This is a genomic window from Brevibacterium aurantiacum (assembly GCF_007558825.1).
Lineage (GTDB): Bacteria > Actinomycetota > Actinomycetes > Actinomycetales > Brevibacteriaceae > Brevibacterium > Brevibacterium aurantiacum_A.
In genome coordinates this window covers 26,642-43,405 of record NZ_VLTK01000006.1, presented here as the reverse complement: position 1 = coordinate 43,405, position 16,764 = coordinate 26,642, and the positions used below count along the sequence as shown (strand labels likewise).

The 16,764-nt window shown below is 64.1% G+C and carries 12 protein-coding genes and 1 tRNA gene; 7 read left to right on the top strand and 6 right to left on the bottom strand.

The features are described from left to right. Positions 1 to 5: 5 nt before the first annotated feature. Positions 6 to 1,238 carry an MFS transporter gene (locus FO013_RS11480; protein ID WP_143922685.1) on the bottom strand — a complete coding sequence of 411 codons (1,233 nt, stop codon included), beginning with the start codon at positions 1,236 to 1,238 and terminating at the stop codon, positions 6 to 8. Positions 1,239 to 1,367: 129 nt separating this feature from the next. On the opposite strand from FO013_RS11480, the gene FO013_RS11475 reads away from it, so the two are divergent. After that, the gene (locus tag FO013_RS11475) at positions 1,368 to 1,970 is read left to right on the top strand and encodes a TetR/AcrR family transcriptional regulator (protein WP_143922684.1); all 603 of its coding nucleotides are present in this window, start codon (positions 1,368 to 1,370) and stop codon (positions 1,968 to 1,970) included. A 70-nt stretch (positions 1,971 to 2,040) separates the two neighbouring features. Here FO013_RS11475 and selD read toward each other — a convergent pair whose 3' ends face one another. The 4 genes from selD to FO013_RS11455 form a co-directional block, all read right to left on the bottom strand. Next, positions 2,041 to 3,027 (bottom strand): selenide, water dikinase SelD, encoded by a 987-nt coding sequence (selD, locus tag FO013_RS11470; RefSeq protein ID WP_143922683.1) that lies wholly within the window; start codon positions 3,025 to 3,027, stop codon positions 2,041 to 2,043. Between the two features lie 96 nt (positions 3,028 to 3,123). Next, positions 3,124 to 7,047 carry a phosphodiester glycosidase family protein gene (locus tag FO013_RS11465; RefSeq protein ID WP_143922682.1) on the bottom strand — a complete coding sequence of 1,308 codons (3,924 nt, stop codon included), beginning with the start codon at positions 7,045 to 7,047 and terminating at the stop codon, positions 3,124 to 3,126. Between the two features lie 125 nt (positions 7,048 to 7,172). Further along, the gene (locus tag FO013_RS11460; RefSeq protein ID WP_143922681.1) at positions 7,173 to 7,763 is read right to left on the bottom strand and encodes a class I SAM-dependent methyltransferase; all 591 of its coding nucleotides are present in this window, start codon (positions 7,761 to 7,763) and stop codon (positions 7,173 to 7,175) included. An 11-nt stretch (positions 7,764 to 7,774) separates the two neighbouring features. Further along, the gene (locus FO013_RS11455; protein WP_186293070.1) at positions 7,775 to 8,941 is read right to left on the bottom strand and encodes an alpha/beta hydrolase; all 1,167 of its coding nucleotides are present in this window, start codon (positions 8,939 to 8,941) and stop codon (positions 7,775 to 7,777) included. Between the two features lie 263 nt (positions 8,942 to 9,204). On the opposite strand from FO013_RS11455, the gene FO013_RS11450 reads away from it, so the two are divergent. From FO013_RS11450 to FO013_RS11430, 5 genes are all read left to right on the top strand, one after another. After that, positions 9,205 to 10,398: a trans-sulfuration enzyme family protein gene (locus FO013_RS11450; RefSeq protein WP_143922679.1), complete on the top strand. Its 1,194-nt coding sequence runs from the start codon at positions 9,205 to 9,207 to the stop codon at positions 10,396 to 10,398. A 181-nt stretch (positions 10,399 to 10,579) separates the two neighbouring features. Next, positions 10,580 to 10,674, top strand: a tRNA-Sec gene (locus FO013_RS11445). 78 nt (positions 10,675 to 10,752) lie between these two features. After that, positions 10,753 to 12,171, top strand: coding sequence for an L-seryl-tRNA(Sec) selenium transferase (gene selA / locus FO013_RS11440; protein ID WP_143922898.1), 1,419 nt, complete (start codon positions 10,753 to 10,755; stop codon positions 12,169 to 12,171). A gap of 1 nt (position 12,172) precedes the next feature. After that, positions 12,173 to 13,984: a selenocysteine-specific translation elongation factor gene (gene selB / locus FO013_RS11435; protein ID WP_186293069.1), complete on the top strand. Its 1,812-nt coding sequence runs from the start codon at positions 12,173 to 12,175 to the stop codon at positions 13,982 to 13,984. Between the two features lie 334 nt (positions 13,985 to 14,318). After that, a complete protein-coding gene (locus FO013_RS11430) occupies positions 14,319 to 14,927 on the top strand; it encodes a hypothetical protein (RefSeq protein WP_143922677.1) in 609 nt (202 codons plus the stop codon). Here FO013_RS11430 and FO013_RS11425 read toward each other — a convergent pair. Next, entirely contained in the window at positions 14,920 to 15,747 is an 828-nt protein-coding gene (locus tag FO013_RS11425; RefSeq protein WP_143922676.1) for an aminoglycoside adenylyltransferase domain-containing protein, read from the bottom strand. The genes FO013_RS11430 and FO013_RS11425 overlap by 8 nt on opposite strands. A gap of 354 nt (positions 15,748 to 16,101) precedes the next feature. Between FO013_RS11425 and FO013_RS11420 the strand changes: the two genes are divergently transcribed. Continuing rightward, on the top strand, positions 16,102 to 16,692 hold the full coding sequence (locus FO013_RS11420) for a hypothetical protein (RefSeq protein ID WP_143922675.1): 591 nt from the start codon (positions 16,102 to 16,104) through the stop codon (positions 16,690 to 16,692). Positions 16,693 to 16,764: the final 72 nt, after the last annotated feature.

Here is a 16,764-nt window from a genome sequence, read left to right as displayed (position 1 = left end):
CTCGATCAGTGTGTGGGGCTCTCTTCGCCGAGGTGGTTGAGCGTGCGTTCGACACCGGTCGAGACTCGAGCGATGAGAACCGTCGGAATGATGAGTACGAAGTTGACGATGCCCATGGCGACTCCGAAGGCGGATATTCCTACGCTGTCGATGATCCAGGCACCGATGACCGGAGCGAAGCTCGAGCCGACGATATAGGCGCCGATCAGGGGGCCCGACCAGTACCCACGGGCATCGAGTCCGGCCGCAGTGGCCAGGAACAGGACGAAGGCGAAAGCATAGATCGTGTTGACGACGATGATGAGTATTGCCAGCGTCTGCGGATCGTCCGTCAGGCCGATCCAGATCTTCGTCGCACCGCCGAGGAGGAGCGCGATCCCCAAAGGCACGGCCCGCCCGATTCTCCGGCCGCCGAGGGTGACGATGAGCATAGCGCCAGCTCCTACGCCTGCCGCCGCGCTGAGGGTGAAACCAAGGCTCTGCTCGCTCAACCCCACAGCTTCTCCCAGGACGGGGGCGAGGGTCCATACCGCATCCTCGCTCGTCCCCCAGAGCGGAAAGACGATGAGTACCCCGATACCTGCGAGAAGCACTTTCCTGGGTGCTCTCCTCGGTTCTGCGGCACTCTCGGCGACAAGGTCGATGGTCGAGAACTCAGGGGTGCTGGGAAGCCAGACAGTGACAGCGAGACTGAGCAGGGACAGCAGGGTGAGTGCCCCGAACAACGTGATCTGTGCGAGACCAAGCAAGGGGATGACGGCAAGAACCACCATGACGAGCAGGCGATTCACGACTCCGCTCGTGGCACTGACTCGGTTCGGATTCTTCAGCGCCGCAATTGCCGCACCCGATGTTGAGATCGCAGTGCCGACACCCACAGAACCGATGATGAAGCTGGTGACGACCAAGGCCGGATGTACGACGATCGCCGCGCATCCGAACCCGACGGCTGCGACTATGAGCCCGACGGCAGCGATGGTGCGACGATGCGCTCCGGCCGCGGCGCGGGAGGTGCCGAGACCGACGACTGCCGAAGCGAAGAGCCCCCAGGTGAGGATGTTGCCCGACGTGACAACATCGAATCCGACTTGTTCGAACACCGACATGATCAGTGGTGCGAGGTTGGCCATCATGAGGCCGACGAGCGAAACCAGGAACACCGCACTGCCGTTCCTGATGCGCAGGGAGACGCGTGGATCGTCGGCGGTCGGCGCTTGGGAGGTAGGAGCAGAAGTCATCGGGTGGCCTCTCTGCCAGTTGATGATGGTATTCGGTTAAACGAAAAGTTTTCGGTTAAATGGAATACTGCACGGACTGCGAGAGAATGTCAATCAGATCACACTGCCCTCCGAGAGGAAGACCACACCATGGCCCGACCGGTATCACCGCTTCTCAATCGGAAGAAGATCGCGCACGCGGCGATCGAAATGATCGATGCAGGGCATGAACTCAAGATTCAGCCACTCGCCAAGAAGCTCGGGGTCAGTCTCTCCTCGCTCTACCATCATGTAGACGGCCGTGATGGAATAGTCCACGCGATGCGTGAGGTCCTCAGCAGCGAATATGAGTTCACGCCGCCCAGCGATCCGACATGGAAAGCCGCCCTGCGAGCGGGCGTGAGCACATTGTGGAGGCTGTACTCCGATCATCCACGAGTGATGATCCATCTACTTGGGGTCACGATTCATGAGCCCGAAACACTGCGGCTCTACGAGTCTCTTGTTGCGCAGCTGCGGCAAGCCGGGCTTCCCGAGGAAGAAATCCTCACGACTCTGGAAGTGCTTGACGCATTCGCATTCGGAGTTGCTCTCGATGCCCTCTCGCCGGCGAAGATCTTCGCCCCGGAGGGCCCGGAGTCTCCGATGGCAGATCTGTTGCAAGGTCATCCAACGGGTCGTGAACGCAATGAACGACTCTACGAGCGGGGGCTCGACATCATCATCGCGGGAATCGAATCACGGGTGCCGTAGACGCCTGGGCAGGTCGCGAAGCGTCTCACATCGCGTGGTGGTAGCCACAAGAACAGGCTGACTGGCCGCCTCACCGCACGTGGACACCGGACCCGACGACGATCTCGCCGATGACAGGATGACCGGGCAGCTCACCGACAACGAGGAGTCCGCCAGAGGTCTGCGCGTCGGCGAGGAGGAGCAGGTCATCCTCGCTCACTGAGTCGTCGGCGGTGAGGCAGGGACGCACCCAGTCGAGGTTCCGGCGAGTTCCGCCGGAGATATACCCGTGAGCGATCGACTCATCGACTCCGCCGAGGCGGGGGACCGCAGCCGCGTCGATGACCGCACCGACGCCCGATGCACGACACATCTTGAACAGGTGGCCGAGCAGCCCGAAGCCGGTGACATCGGTGGCCGCGCGCACACCAGCAGCAACCGCCGCCTGCGCAGCGTCGCGGTTGAGCTCGGTCATCGTGGCCACGGCCTCGGCGAAGTATTCGCCGGTTTGTTTATGTCGGTTGTTGAGGATGCCCACGCCGATGGGCTTCGTCAATGTCAAGGGCAGGCCCATCTCGGCGGCGTCATTGCGCATGAGCTCATCGGGATCGGCGATGCCGGTCACGGCCATGCCGTACTTCGGCTCAGGATCGTCGATCGAATGCCCACCGGCGACGGGACACTTCGCCTGCGCGGCGACGTCGAGACCGCCGCGAAGAACTTCGGTGAGCAGTTCCATCGGCAGCTTCTCGCGCGGCCAACCGACGAGGTTGATCGCCGTGATCGGCGTCCCGCCCATCGCGTAGATGTCGGACAGGGCGTTCGCCGCCGCTATCCGACCCCAGTCGTAGGCATCGTCGACGACAGGGGTGAAGAAGTCGGCTGTAGAGAGCACCGCAAGGTCCTCGCGGACCCGGACGGCAGAGGCATCGTCACCGTCGTCGAGGCCGACGAGGACATCGGCACCGGGCTGGCCGGTCAGGCCCTTGACCGCCTCTTCGAGCTCGCCGGGCGGGATCTTGCAGGCGCAGCCTCCGCCGTGAGCGAATGATGTCAGACGTTCCTGGGTGGCAGTCATACCGCGAGACTAACACCGAGGTGGAACCGCTGCGACAGGTGCTCATTCAACCACGATCGGGCGCCGCCTGATCGCCGAGGCAGCGCCAACGATGCATCAGTGGCGGATCCCCGACCGGCCGCCGAGGCGGCCACGGGCGAACCTCGCAATGATGAGTCCGCCGATGACCAGCAGAGCGCCCACAGCGGCTGTCAGCAGCACCGGTCCGCCGGTCCTCGGCAGATCTCCGCCTCCATCGGACGAGCTGTCCCTGTTGCCGGAGTCATCGGAGCCATTGTCGGATGAGTTGCTGTCATCCGTGCCGCTAGCAGACACTTCAGAGTCCGAGCCGTCCGCACTGCCCGAACCGTTCGCCTCGTCACCGCCGTCCTCCGACGTGTCCGACGCAGCCGATGTGCCGTCATCTGACCCTGCCCAAGCCCCGTCGTCGTTCGAACCGTCATCCGAGGTTGCCGAAGCCTCGTCGTCGTTCGAATTGTCAGACGAGGCATTCGTCCCGTCCTCATCGGCGCCGGCGTCCTCATCACCCTCATCATCGCCAGGTCCGGGAGGCGCTCCGTCGCCGGCGACTTCGACCGTGGCTTTCGCGGTCTTACCGTTGACGGTCACCTCCACGACTGCGGTGCCGGGGTTCTCGGCGGTGATCTCTCCAGTGGCCGGATTGATTCGGATCACTTCGGAGGCTGCCTCGGGTGCCGAGGATCCAGCCGCCTCGGCGTGAATCTTCGCCCCAGTCGCCTTCTGCATATCCACCTCGGCGCCGGCATCGACGACGACACCGTCTCCGCCCCACTGTGCCGTTGCTGGCCAGCCGACCGGGACGGTGCGATCGCCTTGGGTGAACTCGGCGGAGATATCAGCGGACTGTCCGGCCACCATCGATGAGGGCGCGTCGACGGAGATGGAGTCCACCTGCGGCCTCGTCTCTGCGGCCAGCCAACCCACGCGGTCGGCGGTGCTCGGATTGTCTCCGACCTCACCCACGCCGGGGTCGATGCCGAGCATCGTCCAGCCGGTGAATCCCCCGGTGGCAGGCGTGCCCGCCGGATTCTTACCTGAGTTGCCGTTGATGAGGTACGAGACTCCTTCGACAGCAGCCCCGTGGAAGACTCCGACGTGGCCGTTGATCACCGCGGCAGACTTTCCGCTGCTCTCCCGGAACTCGCCGAGCTTCTTCTCCAATTCCGCGGCCTCACGACGGTCACCGAGCTGGCTCGTCTTCGACGGCAGCGGATCCTGCGGAGGATGGTGGAAGAACACGGTGATGCCGGTGAGATGATCATTCTCATTCACCTCGGCGAGGGCATCCTCGAGTGCACGAAGCTGCTCGCTGTCGCTGCCGTGCAGGGGCCCGGCCGAGGAATTCAAGGTGAGCACCTTCGTGCGTCCGAGGGTCCTCGCAGTCGTCGGCGATCCGAACGCGGATTCGAAGTTCTCGATCTCGCCGCCCATGATCTCGTGGTTGCCGGGGACGTAGACGTAGGGGATGTCCTCGGTCCACTCGTCGGCGATGATCGACTCGGCGAGCTCGAAGTCGGCAGGTGAGGCCTCGTCGACGAAATCGCCGTTGATGACGAGAAGATCCGGGTCGGCCTTGCGGATCTCACGCAAGGTCCGCCGCGCGCCCTCGACCGATTCTGAGTCGGGATCCGTGGCGACGAACTGGGCATCGCTCATCACGGCAACCTGCTGGGGTCGGCCCGCGACGGAGCCGGTGCTCAGCAGGGCCGGATCGTGGATCGCCTGCGTCTTCGGGTCATCGGTCTGCGGGGTGGAGACCGCGCGCAGGTCGGCGATCGAGATCTCGCCCATGTACTTCTCGGCCGATCGAGTCTCCATGAAGCGGATCCGCTCGAGGGTCAGTGGCTGTGAGAGGCCGGCGGGCACGGTGAAGCGCACCTTCTGCCAGCCGTCGAAGGTGAGATGGTCCCCGTCGATGTTCGTCGTCGTCCCGTCGGCGGTCTGCACCTGCAGTCGGGGCCAGGCACCGGAACCATCACCGCGGATCATCATCTCGAAGGCCAGGGTGTTACCCTCGATCGGCACCGGTTCCTTCGGGACGAGGTAGTAGCCTCTGGTCGCCGAGGAGGTGGTGAAGTCATAGGAGAGGTTGATGCTCGGCTTGCCGTCATTGGTGGGTTCTCCTGCCGTGAAGGAGCCTGTCGCGCGGTCCGAGGCGTCGGTGAACTCGGAGAGGTCGGAGAAGTCGAGCACCTCGGTGGATTCCGTGCCGACGGTCACAGGGATGGTCGTCGTGGCCTCGCCCACGGTGAGTGCGACTGATCCCGTGGGCGAATCACCTTCGGCGGTGACGACGAGGCCGCCCGTTCCGTCGTCCGCAGTCGAGAGCCCCTCCGAGGTCTCGACATCGATGTCCCGTGGCTCGATGAGCGCGCGCCGGCCCTCAGAATCGAAGCCCTGGACGCGTACCTTCTCACTCGCGCCCACCTTTTCGAGGTTGATCGCGCGGGTGCTCGGCTGCAGGCCGATGGCCTCATCCAGCACCCGCAGCTCCTGCCGCGCAGTGTGACCGCCGACTTGGTAGGAGACCCGTCCGGTCCCTGTCGAGTCGCCGGTCACACGAGCGGTGTCCTCATTCCCGTCGGCGAGTGAGACGCCACCTTCGGCAGAGAAGGAACCTGAGGCGGCGATCGGTTCGAGGTTTGCGCCCAGAGCCGTGCCTGTGAGACTGCGGTGCAGCCCCTTGAACACGGAGTCCTCGTCTTCGATGACGGGCTCGATCTGCGCGTCGTTGATGGTCTGTGCCGGCGCATCGGAGTAGAACACGAGGGCATTGCCGACCGATCGTTCCTCTCCATCGGAGGGGTCATTCTGCAGCGCGGGCGTATCTGCTCCGGCTTCGCGTGCCAGCATCGTCGTCGAACCGCCGCCATCGAGGTTGATGGCGTTGTGAGCGCCGATGTCGGAGAAGAACTCGCCCATATCGTCGAGGCTCATTCCACCCGATGATTCGCTGCGACCGTCGATCGTGGTCACGAACAGTTCGGATCCATCTTTGCTGATGCCTACGGCTGTGCGTGGATGCGCGGTGGTCACCAAGCTGTCCTTGCCCATATCGGGGACTTCGCCGTCCTTGAGGACTTGGTGGCTTCCCCCGATGCCCAGGTCGACGTCCTCGCTGGGACCGATCTCGATCTCCACCTCGTCGCCGACCTCGAGCACAGACAGGGTCTTCGCTCCCGAGTCACGTCCGAGGAGGACCTGGCCGTTCTCGGGAACGTCCGGGTCCCCGGCCTCGTCGATCATCCCGGAGGACTTCGTGACGGCGCCATCGACGACGGTGACCCGCGCGACCTCCTCTGCCATCGCATCGGGTCCGCCGACGGGCCGGTTGAGGGAGTAGTCACCCCAGGACTCGTTGTAGACGCCGATCGCATCGCTGGACAGGTTCGGATTGTTCAGCCCTCCGAGGTCTGTCTCCTCCCCGTCGGCGGTCATTGTGCCCGCCGCCGAGAGCATCGTCACGGCGGCCTTCTTGTCGGCGAGGGTGAACGCCGGTTTGGGAGTCCGAGAGCCGATCCGCATTCCGTTCCTGCTCACCGAGGTGTAGATGGGGGCATAGGAGTGGTTGATATCGAAGAACGTACCGTTGACCGCTGCGACTGCCTTCGCACCGTTCTTGCCTCCCTTCATGATCTCGCTCGTGGTGTCGTGGCCGGCGACCGTGCCGGTGTCGCGGACGTCGAGGGACAGGGAGTCAGTGGTGAGGTCGGCGGTGAGAACGTTTCCGTTGTTCCAGCCGCCGTCCTCAAGACGCGAGAAGTCCGTGACCTCGAGGCCCGGTGCGACCCGCTTCGTCTCGGAGGAGCGGAGGACCGACCCGTCTTTGCCCAGATCCTCATCGCTGGGCGGGGCAGCGCTCGCCGGCACCGAGGTGGCCAGGAGTCCGCCCGGACCCATCGTCCCGGGAGCGAGGAGTGCAGCGATCACCGCGAGAACGAGAACGAATGACCTGGTGAAAGCGGCATTACTCGACGAAAGCAGGGTGCGTGAAGGCATGGGGTCTTTCTGGAAAGACAGCGGGGAGACCCGGCTAGCCTAAGGCGACCATGACAACACCTGAGCAAACCCTGAGTGAACTCGGTCAGAAGAGTGAAAGCGGGGAGTGAAGGGCGCGCCGTCAGTCAATCGACCGTGTCTGCTGCCACCACAGCGAGGTCCCGGTGCTGCCAGGTCACTCGAGTGGAGAATCCCGCCGCGTTCAGCCATTCCAGCTGGTCAGCGAGCGAGCTCGGCACATCAATGACTCCGTCGATGGGCGTGACCACATCTGCCGGATCGGCTGGGACGATGAGATCGGCCAGGACGAACCGTCCGCTGGCGACGAGTACCTGTGCGATCCGTGAGAACAGATCGGCCTTCTCCTCTCCCTCGAGGTGATGCACCGCAAGCGTCGACATGACGAGGTCGAAGGGACCTTCCGGCAGCGAATCCTCCAGCCGCCCGAGGCTCAGCGTGCTGCGGTTCGGCTCGAGTACCTGCGCGGCACCGGCCAGTATCTCCTCACTTTCGTCGATGCCGTGGATGTGTGTCTGTGGCAGTGCCTCGGCGACCCGCCTGGCCGTCAGCCCGCTGCCCACGCCGAGGTCGAGGATTGTGCGCGGATCCGCCTCGGCGACGGCTGCGGCAAGTTCGGTCTGCAGTCGCCGGTAGTCGGGGATCTCCTCTGCCATGATGTCGAGGTAGGTGTCGGGATCCCAGGTGAAATCCGACATGATGTGTCCTTTCATCGTGATGAATCGGTCAATTCAGCGACATCGCCGATGGGACGCAGGAACGCGACGACCCCCTCGACCACCGCGGCATTGCGCCAGGAATGCAGAGCGTCGAATGAGTGCTGGGCACCGGGCAGTTCGACATACCAGGTCGCGTTCGATGATCCCGCGCGCACATGCTCGTGGAGCTCTCGAGCCTCTTCGACCGGAACCCAGGAATCGTGGTCGCCGTGGGCGATGAACATCGGTGGTGCATTCGAGGGGTCGAGAGCCAAGGGCGTCGACGGTTGGCTCTCGTCCTCGCCCCGACCGAAGTACCGGCCGATCCACGGGTACAGGCACACGGCAGCAGCGATTCGGGGAACCGCCTCGGCGTCGGCTGGCTCTGGGCGCGATTTCGCGTCATGAGGAGGGGAATGAGGCTCCGGGGGAGTGAGGACTGTCAACGCGGTCATGTGCGCACCGGCGGAGCTGCCGGCCATGACGATCCTCGAGACGTCTCCGCCGTGGATGCCGGCGTTGCTGTTAGCCCACTGGAGTACCGAACGCGCATCGGCGAGGTGCTCATCGAGTCCTGCCTCCGGACGCAGGCGATAGTTCGCGCTGATGCACGCCCATCCTTGGGCTGCCAAGCGATGCAGCAGGACCCGTCCTTCGTTCCGATTGGTCCCCGACGAATAGCCACCGCCGTGGAAATAGACGAGAACGGGACCAGTGAGATCGCTGTTCCTGTGCCGATAGACGTCGAGACGTTGTTTGGGGTGCTCGCCGTAGGGCAGACCGCCGATTCGTCTGACGTTCCCGGGCCGGAGAGGTACGGGAAAGACGAGTGGCCGCAGCCAGAGTCGAACACCGCCACCGCTTATCTCAGCCCCGTGACCGGCCGCAACCGCGTTGACCACCGCGTGGGCGCGGATCGACCGCCTGGTCAGTTCGAGCAGGCCCACAAGCTCGAGTGCGGCGATGACGAGAAGTATGATGCCGCCGGTTCCCTGCAGATCTCCCTCGACCAGGGCCAGCGCAGTGGACAGCACGAGGAGGAGTGCAGCCAGATGCGGGATTTCGTTGATGACCACGCTGACATAGAATGCGAGGATTCCGAGCCGTGTGGCCCTGATCAGGGCAGTGAACGTGCATACCCCGATGATGAGAATGGTGATGATATAGCCGATCGGCATGGATGTCTCCCTCGACATCGGATGACCTCAGTGCGTCTCCGAAATCAGCCTAGCACTGCCCATACGCGCAGATCCGGGCGACAGGATCCTCACCTGGCGCGGTAGGATCGGAGACGATTGGAGTCCCCAGTGAGTGGTCGTTCAATCACTTCCGACGATGGAGGTGACCCTGACTTCCCTCATTGACACACTACTGGTCCGTAGAAATCGCTGAATCGCTGAATCGCCTTTCGCGAATTTTCGTACCCCAGCAGGGAAGAAGAATGAAGCAGATCCGACCACAATTCGAATTGTCTACTACTGCCGTATCCCAGGGGCGACGCTTCGCCGGTTCCGGACCAAGGCCGATCGTGGATGCGATCTATACATCGGTGAATTTCGATCTTGACGACGATGACTATCGTGACATCCAAGAAACCGGAGGTGAGCGATCGTGGTACTACAGCCGAAACCGAAACCCGACTGTCGAATCAGTCGAAGAGAAGATCGCTGCCCTCGAAGGGGCTGAGAGCGCGGTTCTGTTCTCCTCGGGCATGGCTGCAATCACCACGACATTGTTGTCATTGGTCCCGCCAGGGGGAACCCTGGTTGCTGCCGAAGAACTCTACGGAGAGACATCGGCATTCTTGCGTCAGCAGTTTTCTGACTTCGGGCGCACAGTCCGCTTTGTTGCCGTGGATGACTTGGCCGAGTGGAAACGCCAGCTCGCCGACTCGCCTTCCCTCATCTTTGTCGAGTCTCTGTCGAATCCGATGCTGCGCCTGGCGAACCTCACCGCGCTGGCCTCACTCGCGCACGATGTGGGAGCGAAAGCTGTCGTAGACGCAACCTTCACCCCACCGCCGATGCTCAAGCCCTTGGAACATGGCTTCGACGTTGTGCTGCATTCGGCAACCAAATACCTCAACGGGCACTCGGATGTCACCGCGGGTGTGGCCTCCGGAAAAAAGGAGACGATCGATCTTGTTCGTCAGTCTTCGGTGGTCTTTGGAAGCACTCTTCTTCCGCAGGGAGCCGCTCTGCTGGACCGTGGTTTGAAGACCCTGGTCATTAGAACCGAGCGAGCATGTTTGAATGCGGAGATCATCGCTGACTATCTCGAATCCAAATCTGGAGTGGAGGCTGTTACACATCCCACGATCGGCTCTTATGCCGATAGGGACCTCGCTGATGAGCTGGGACTGAAGGGCGCAGCCATCGTCACTTTCTGTGTCAGCGGCGGCGACGATCGCGCTTCACGGCTGATTGCCGATCTCAGCGTCATTCACGAAGCTTCAAGCTTGGGGAGTGTCGAATCGCTTGCATGCCTGCCGAGTAGGACCTCACATTCGGCTGTGTCGGAAGGACAACGTCAGCAACTCGGAATTCTGCCAGGCACTATCCGCCTGTCTGTGGGAATCGAAGACTCGTCCGACCTCCTGGAAGATCTGGAAGCGGCACTTCAGATCACGTCATGAAGGACCATCGCTGTCTCGATGATCTCCGTCTCGCAACAGCGGCTGTGAGTGGCCGTGGCACGTTCATCCATGCTCATAAGATACGGGACTGGAGAAGGGCAGGCGCCGCTGACAGCGGACGGTGCGCGCGACTCCTGGTGCGAAGGGCAGGACCCCCACCCGGCACGGTAGGATTCCTCGTGGAGGCGTCCGAGTCCTGGTGGGCTCCCCGGTCTTCAAAACCGGTGAGACCGAGTATCTCGGTCTGGCGGGTTCGATTCCCGTCCGCCTCCGCCACCAGCATCGTCGACACACCTGCAGCCTCGGAGTTCGCGTCCGCAGCAGGGACCGAGCGCAGTGAAGGAGAACGCAGTCTTGGCCGACACGGATCCGCGGCGCCGCATCCCGCGCACCGATCATCTCCTCGCCCTCCCAGAGGTCATCACCGCAGGTGAGAGGCTGAGCCAGTCGACGATCAGGGCGATCATCTTCGAAGCTCAGGCCGCCGCTCGCGCCGGTGAGATCCCCGCCGCCGAGGTGGCCCCCACCGTCATCGAACACCTGAGTTCCCGTTCGGTCTCCTCTCTGACCCCGGTGCTCAACGCCACCGGAATCATCGTCCACACCAACCTCGGCCGCGCCCCACTGTCTGCCTCAGCCCGGCGAGCCGTGGCCGATGCGACCGGCTATGTCGACGTGGAGATGGATCTGGACTCCGGTAAGCGCAGCAAGCGAGGGACTGGCGCGAAGCGGGCGCTTCTGCGTGCCTGCCCGGGAGCCGAGGACGTGCTGGTCGTCAACAACGGTGCGGCTGCGCTGCTGCTCGCCGTCACTGCGCTGCGCGGCGACGAAGCGACAGGAAATGACGGTTCGGCCGGTGCGATCGACGCGAAAGTGGCAGGCGAGATCATCGTCAGTCGTGGGGAACTCATCGAGATCGGTGCTGGCTTCCGCCTGCCCGATCTCATGACGACGACCGGTTCCCGGATCCGGGAAGTCGGCATGACGAACCGCACCCATCTCGACGACTACGCCCGGGCCATCAACAACCAGACTGCGAGTCTGCTCAAGGTCCACACGAGCAATTTCCGAGTCGAAGGCTTCACCGCCTCCGTCGAGATCGCTGCGCTGCGTGAACTCGCCGACGAACATGAGCTCCCACTCATCGCCGATCTGGGCAGCGGACTCTTCGAACCCGACCCCTACCTGCCCGACGAACCCGACATCGCCGGTGCGCTCGCCGCCGGAGCCGATGTCGTCATCGTCAGCGGCGACAAACTCCTCGGCGGCCCGCAGGCCGGACTCATCCTCGGCCGCAGCGACGCCGTGCAGCGCATCGCGACGCACCCCTTGGCCAGGGCGATGCGCACCGACAAACTCACGCTGGCGGCGATCGAGGCCACGGTCGCGAACACAGAGAATCCGGTCCGTCAGGCTCTGCACATCGACGTCGATCGGCTCAGGAAACGCGCCGAACGCCTGGCCAGCCTCGTCTCCGGAACCGTTGTCGCCCACGACGGGCGCGTCGGCGGCGGGGGAGCCCCCGGTGTTCCCCTTCCCGGATGGGCCGTCGAACTGCCCGAGGAGCTCGCCCGCCCGCTGCGCCTCGGCGACCCGGCAGTCGTCGCCCGAGTGCACCAGGGACGATGCCTCATCGACCTGCGCTGCGTTCCCGAAGTCGATGACGATCGAATCGGCGAGGCCGTGAACCGGGCTCGTGCGAACACGCGGAGCCGCCTCGGCGACGATGGTGTGGGTTCCAGCGATGATCCGGACTTCACGAACCATGCCTGAGATGTACGTTCTCGCAACCGCCGGCCACGTCGATCACGGGAAGTCAACCCTGGTCAACGCCCTGACCGGCATGGAACCGGACCGGTGGGCAGAGGAGAGGAAGCGGGGTCTGACGATCGACCTCGGCTTCGCCTGGACGACTCTGCCGTCCGGGAGGGAACTTGCCTTCGTCGACGTTCCCGGGCATGAGAGGTTCCTCGCGAACATGCTCGCAGGCGTCGGCCCGGCTCCAATCGTGTGTCTCGTCGTCGCAGCTGACAAGGGGTGGCAGGCCCAGTCGAGTGACCACCGGGACGCGATCACCGCGCTGGGCATCACCCGCGGTCTCGTCGTCATCACCCGCGCGGACCTCGCCCCCGAGTCGGTCGCAGTGACAGAGGCCCAGATCAGAGCCGAACTTCGGGGCACACCGCTGGCCGATGCTCCAGTGCTTCCGGTCTCGGCAACCAACGGGGACGGCATGGACGCGCTCATCGCAACGTTGGATGAGGTCACCGCCGAAGCGCCGGCCCCTGACGTGGGGGCCCGACTGCGGCTGTGGGTCGACCGTGCCTTCACGATCAAGGGCGCCGGCACCGTGGTCACCGGCACGCTCACGGTCGGAACCCTGCGCACCGGTGATCGTCTGCGCCTCGTCGGGGAGACCTCGGACGAGGCGACGACCGTCCGTGGTCTGCAGAGTCGGAACTCCTCCGCCGAGGTGATCGCCCCCAGCACCCGTGTCGCCGTGAATCTGCGCGAGGTCGCGGCCGATGACATCCACCGCGGTGACGCTCTCATCACCGACGATGCTTGGCCGATCGTCGAAAACATCGACGTTCGCCGAACCATGGGCCAGCCACTCGACGAGGGCGTGCACGGACTCATGCTCCACATCGGAACCGCCGCGGTCCCGGTGCACATGAGGCCGTTCGACGGCGACCACGCCCGCCTCACACTCGAGCGTCCGCTGCCGCTGCAGGTCACGGACCGGATCGTGCTGCGCAGCCCCGGCAGCCGCAACGTCTTCGCGGGAGTCATCATCGTCGACGTCGACCCGCCGGAACTGAGCCGCAGAGGTGCTGGCACCAGGCGAGCTCGTGAGTTGACCGATCGTCCGGAGACCGGAGACATCCTCGCCGAGGTGGCCCGCCGGGGAGCCGTCGAACGGGCCAGATTGGTCCGCTTCGGACTGACGCTTCCCGACGGCGTCGAGGGTGTTGAAGAGATCGCCGGAGGATGGCTCGTCCACAGGCCGACACTCGAGAAGTGGGTCGAGGACGCCGGGACCATCGTGAAGGCGAAGCTTGCGGCAGAGCCTCTGGCTGCTGGTGTACCCGAAAAAGCACTGGCCGAACAGCTGCGCCGGGTCGACCCTCCATTGCCTGACGGCGGCGGTCAGGAACTCGTCGCTGCCATCGCCTCTCGCGCCGGCCTCGATACGGTCAAGGGCATGGTCCGCCCGCCCGGGCACACCGCCGATCTGGGTCCGGCGGAGGCGGGCGTCGCCGAGGTGGAACGACGCTTGGCGGTCAATCCCTTCGCGGCTCCCGAGGCCGATGACCTGCGAGAGCTCCGACTGGGAGTGCGGGAGCTTGCAGTCGCCGAGTCCGCGGGACGGCTCCTGCGCCTCGGTGACGGTGTGGTTGTGTCACCACGGACGCCGGCACAGGCGATGCGACTGCTTGCTGGACTGGACCAGCCGTTCACGACGAGTGCGGCCAGGAAGGCTCTGGGTACCACGCGACGCGTCGTCATTCCCCTGCTCGAACACCTCGACGGTCGCGGTTGGACCCGCCGTATCGACAACACATCACGCGAGGTTGTGAGGTAGACGGACGCGCGCCTGAATGGAGCCTGACCCGCACCTTCGAGTGGCCCGATGGGCGGGCCGAGACCCGGGTCACGGATGCGTGCGGGCGCCCCGCGGTGCCGCAGAGCATCCAGCGAATTCTGAGTTGATGCTCACCAGCCCCTTCCGATTCGTTGCGGCGAGACTAAGCCACCTATGAGCGTCTCGGCATTGAACCGCCTTCCTGCGTCCGACAGTGTGGTGTGAGGCGATTACCGGAGCATCCCTGTGCCGAAAGCAGGAAGCAGATGTGTGCCGAATCCGATCAGGACGCCGTCCGGGCAGCTCGCCCGATCCAACAGGAAAGTGAGAACAGATGAAAAGCGTGCGCAAATTTGCGGTGACTGCACTGTCCGCTGCCGTCATCGCAGGGGGTCTCTCCCTGGGTGCGGCGACCTCGGCCGCGGCGGGTCCGATCACAGGAGCCGTCGACCAGCCGGGCGAGAACGTCTCGGGCGCCGGTCAGGGCCAGGGCGACGGCACAGCCGTGGGCATCGACGATCCGGATGAGCTCAGCTCCGAGCAGATCGAGACTGCTCGCACCATCATCGGCGTCGGTAAGGGGGCGGACCTGTCCGAGAAGGCCCAGAAGATCGCCGTGATGACCGCACTGCAGGAGTCGAGCCTGCAGAATCTCGACGGCGGGGATCGTGACTCAGTCGGAGCATTCCAGCAGCGCCCCTCGATGAACTGGGGATCGGCTGAGCAGGTGGAGGATCCCGTTTTCGCCTCGAAGTCGTTCTATGGAGTCAACCCTGATAGTCCCAATCCGGGCCTGACTCAGATCGGCAACTGGGAGAACATCGACCCGGGTCAGGCCGCGCAGGACGTGCAGTCCTCGGCATTCCCCGACGAATACGCGAAGTGGGAACCCCTTGCCGCGCAACTCGTCGATGACAACCAGGACGTCGACGATATCAAATGAGGTCGTTCGCTGGGGAGTCGGCGATGATCGACCTCATCGCCGATGCAGTCAGTGCACGCCACTGATCACGAGGTGGGGTTGTCGGAAGCGGATCGCCTCGCAGCCGGGCGAGGGCAACCTCCACGATCGCCGAGTGGTCAGGGAAAGCCTCGAGCGCGTGCCGCCCGGCATCCTCCTTGCTGATGATCTCCCCGGTCAGGAGGGTGTGGTGCATTCGCGCCGGCCCCAGCAGGCACCACTCCACAGCTCCAGCTGACAAGGTGCGTCGACCTCGGCGTGCGCTTTCAGCCAGCGGTGCCCAATACTCGCGGATGTTGCGCGCCACCCAATTGCGGAGTTCACCCGGCTCGGAGTCGAGATTCCAATCCGAGACGGGGCCACCGCGGACGGAGATGCCGCCGTCGACGAGTTCCTTCCAGATCACCGGATTGACGTCGAAAGCGCCCTGAGAGTCGAAGACCTCGCCGACGTGGGACGCGACCGGGTGGATCTCAGTCACCGCACGGGTGATCTCGGACTGCCAGACGAATACCGTGTTGCAGCATGCGCTGAACCCCATACCGCGTGTAGCACGGACGGTCAGACGGGGCACCTGAGCGAGATGCAGAAGCCTCAAGCGTGCCATGAGACTGCGGTGGACTTTCCACTCATCGCTGAGGACGGCGATGACATCGATATCGCTGCGGCCCGGTCGGTAGGCACCAAGGGCGATGGACCCACCGATTGCGCATGCGGTGACCGCACCCGGCAACAGCCGGTCTGCGACCCGCAGATACGACTCGACTGAGCGGGCAGCTTCCTCAGGCAGTCTCGAGTCCATGGGGCAAGAGTACTGTTTCGGCCTCGGCCGCAGTGCAGAGTCGACCGCAGTGCGGTGTCGACCGCAGTGCGTCGGTCGCAGTGCGTCGGCCGTGGTGCGGCGTCAACCGTGGTGCGGCGTCGGCCGCAGTGCAGAGTCGACCGCAGTGCGGCTTCGACACGCCGCGGGATCAGCACAATTCAACAGCCGTTAGCTCCGTGTTCGTTGCAGGCGACATTGTCCCTTCGAGAGGCTGGAGTCTGGGCGAGTTTTCAGGGGGCCGTGTGTCTCTCGGATGTGGATACTTCGCGCGGACCTGCCGCTCAACACAATGCCCATTGCTCTATTGAGCAGATTTCAGGAGAATCAGAACCGATGAAACTTGCACGAGCATTAGCGGTGACCGCTCTTTCCGCAGGCCTCCTCGCCGGTGGCGCGTCTGCGGCGACCGCAGCGCCTGCGGAGACCCTTCCTCCCGCGGGCAAGGCCTCGACTCCTGCGAGCACCGCCTCTGTTGGCGGTGAAGGTGCCAGGCCCCAAGACACCAGCCAGCTCTCGCAGGAGAAGATCGACAATGCCCGCACCATCATCGCCGTCGGCAAGGGCGCTGATCTCTCGGCGCAGGCTCAGAAGATCGCAGTCATGACCGCGTTGCAGGAGTCGAGTCTGCGGAATCTCGACAGCGGTGACAAAGACTCTGCCGGACTGTTCCAGCAGCGACCCTCATACGGTTGGGGTACCCACGGGCAGATCACCGATGCGGTGTACGCCTCGAAGTCCTTCTACGGAGTCAATCCAGAGTGCCCGAACCCGGGGCTGCTCCAGATCGCGGGGTGGGAGACGATGGATCCCGGCGCCGCGGCCCAGGCGGTCCAGGGCTCAGGACATCCCGACGCCTATGACAAGTGGGAGACGCTGGCCGAAGAGCTCGTCGACGAGAACCAGGACGTCGAGCCCATCAATTGACGCACCTATGTGTTCCGGCTGCTGCGAGCCCTGACTCCCGCTAGCCAAAAGTGCTCACGTAGAGCATTTGTG

Excerpts from the sequence above, each read along its gene's own strand:
- FO013_RS11460 (WP_143922681.1), bottom strand. The coding sequence starts at position 7,763 with ATGTCGGATTTCACCTGGGATCCCGACACCTACCTCGACATCATGGCA.
- FO013_RS11465 (WP_143922682.1), bottom strand. The coding sequence starts at position 7,047 with ATGCCTTCACGCACCCTGCTTTCGTCGAGTAATGCCGCTTTCACCAGG.
- FO013_RS11425 (WP_143922676.1), bottom strand. The coding sequence starts at position 15,747 with ATGGACTCGAGACTGCCTGAGGAAGCTGCCCGCTCAGTCGAGTCGTAT.
- FO013_RS11480 (WP_143922685.1), bottom strand. The coding sequence starts at position 1,238 with ATGACTTCTGCTCCTACCTCCCAAGCGCCGACCGCCGACGATCCACGC.
- FO013_RS11420 (WP_143922675.1), top strand. The coding sequence starts at position 16,102 with ATGAAACTTGCACGAGCATTAGCGGTGACCGCTCTTTCCGCAGGCCTC.
- selD (WP_143922683.1), bottom strand. The coding sequence starts at position 3,027 with ATGACTGCCACCCAGGAACGTCTGACATCATTCGCTCACGGCGGAGGC.
- FO013_RS11455 (WP_186293070.1), bottom strand. The coding sequence starts at position 8,941 with ATGCCGATCGGCTATATCATCACCATTCTCATCATCGGGGTATGCACG.
- FO013_RS11475 (WP_143922684.1), top strand. The coding sequence starts at position 1,368 with ATGGCCCGACCGGTATCACCGCTTCTCAATCGGAAGAAGATCGCGCAC.
- selB (WP_186293069.1), top strand. The coding sequence starts at position 12,173 with ATGTACGTTCTCGCAACCGCCGGCCACGTCGATCACGGGAAGTCAACC.
- FO013_RS11450 (WP_143922679.1), top strand. The coding sequence starts at position 9,205 with ATGAAGCAGATCCGACCACAATTCGAATTGTCTACTACTGCCGTATCC.
- FO013_RS11430 (WP_143922677.1), top strand. The coding sequence starts at position 14,319 with ATGAAAAGCGTGCGCAAATTTGCGGTGACTGCACTGTCCGCTGCCGTC.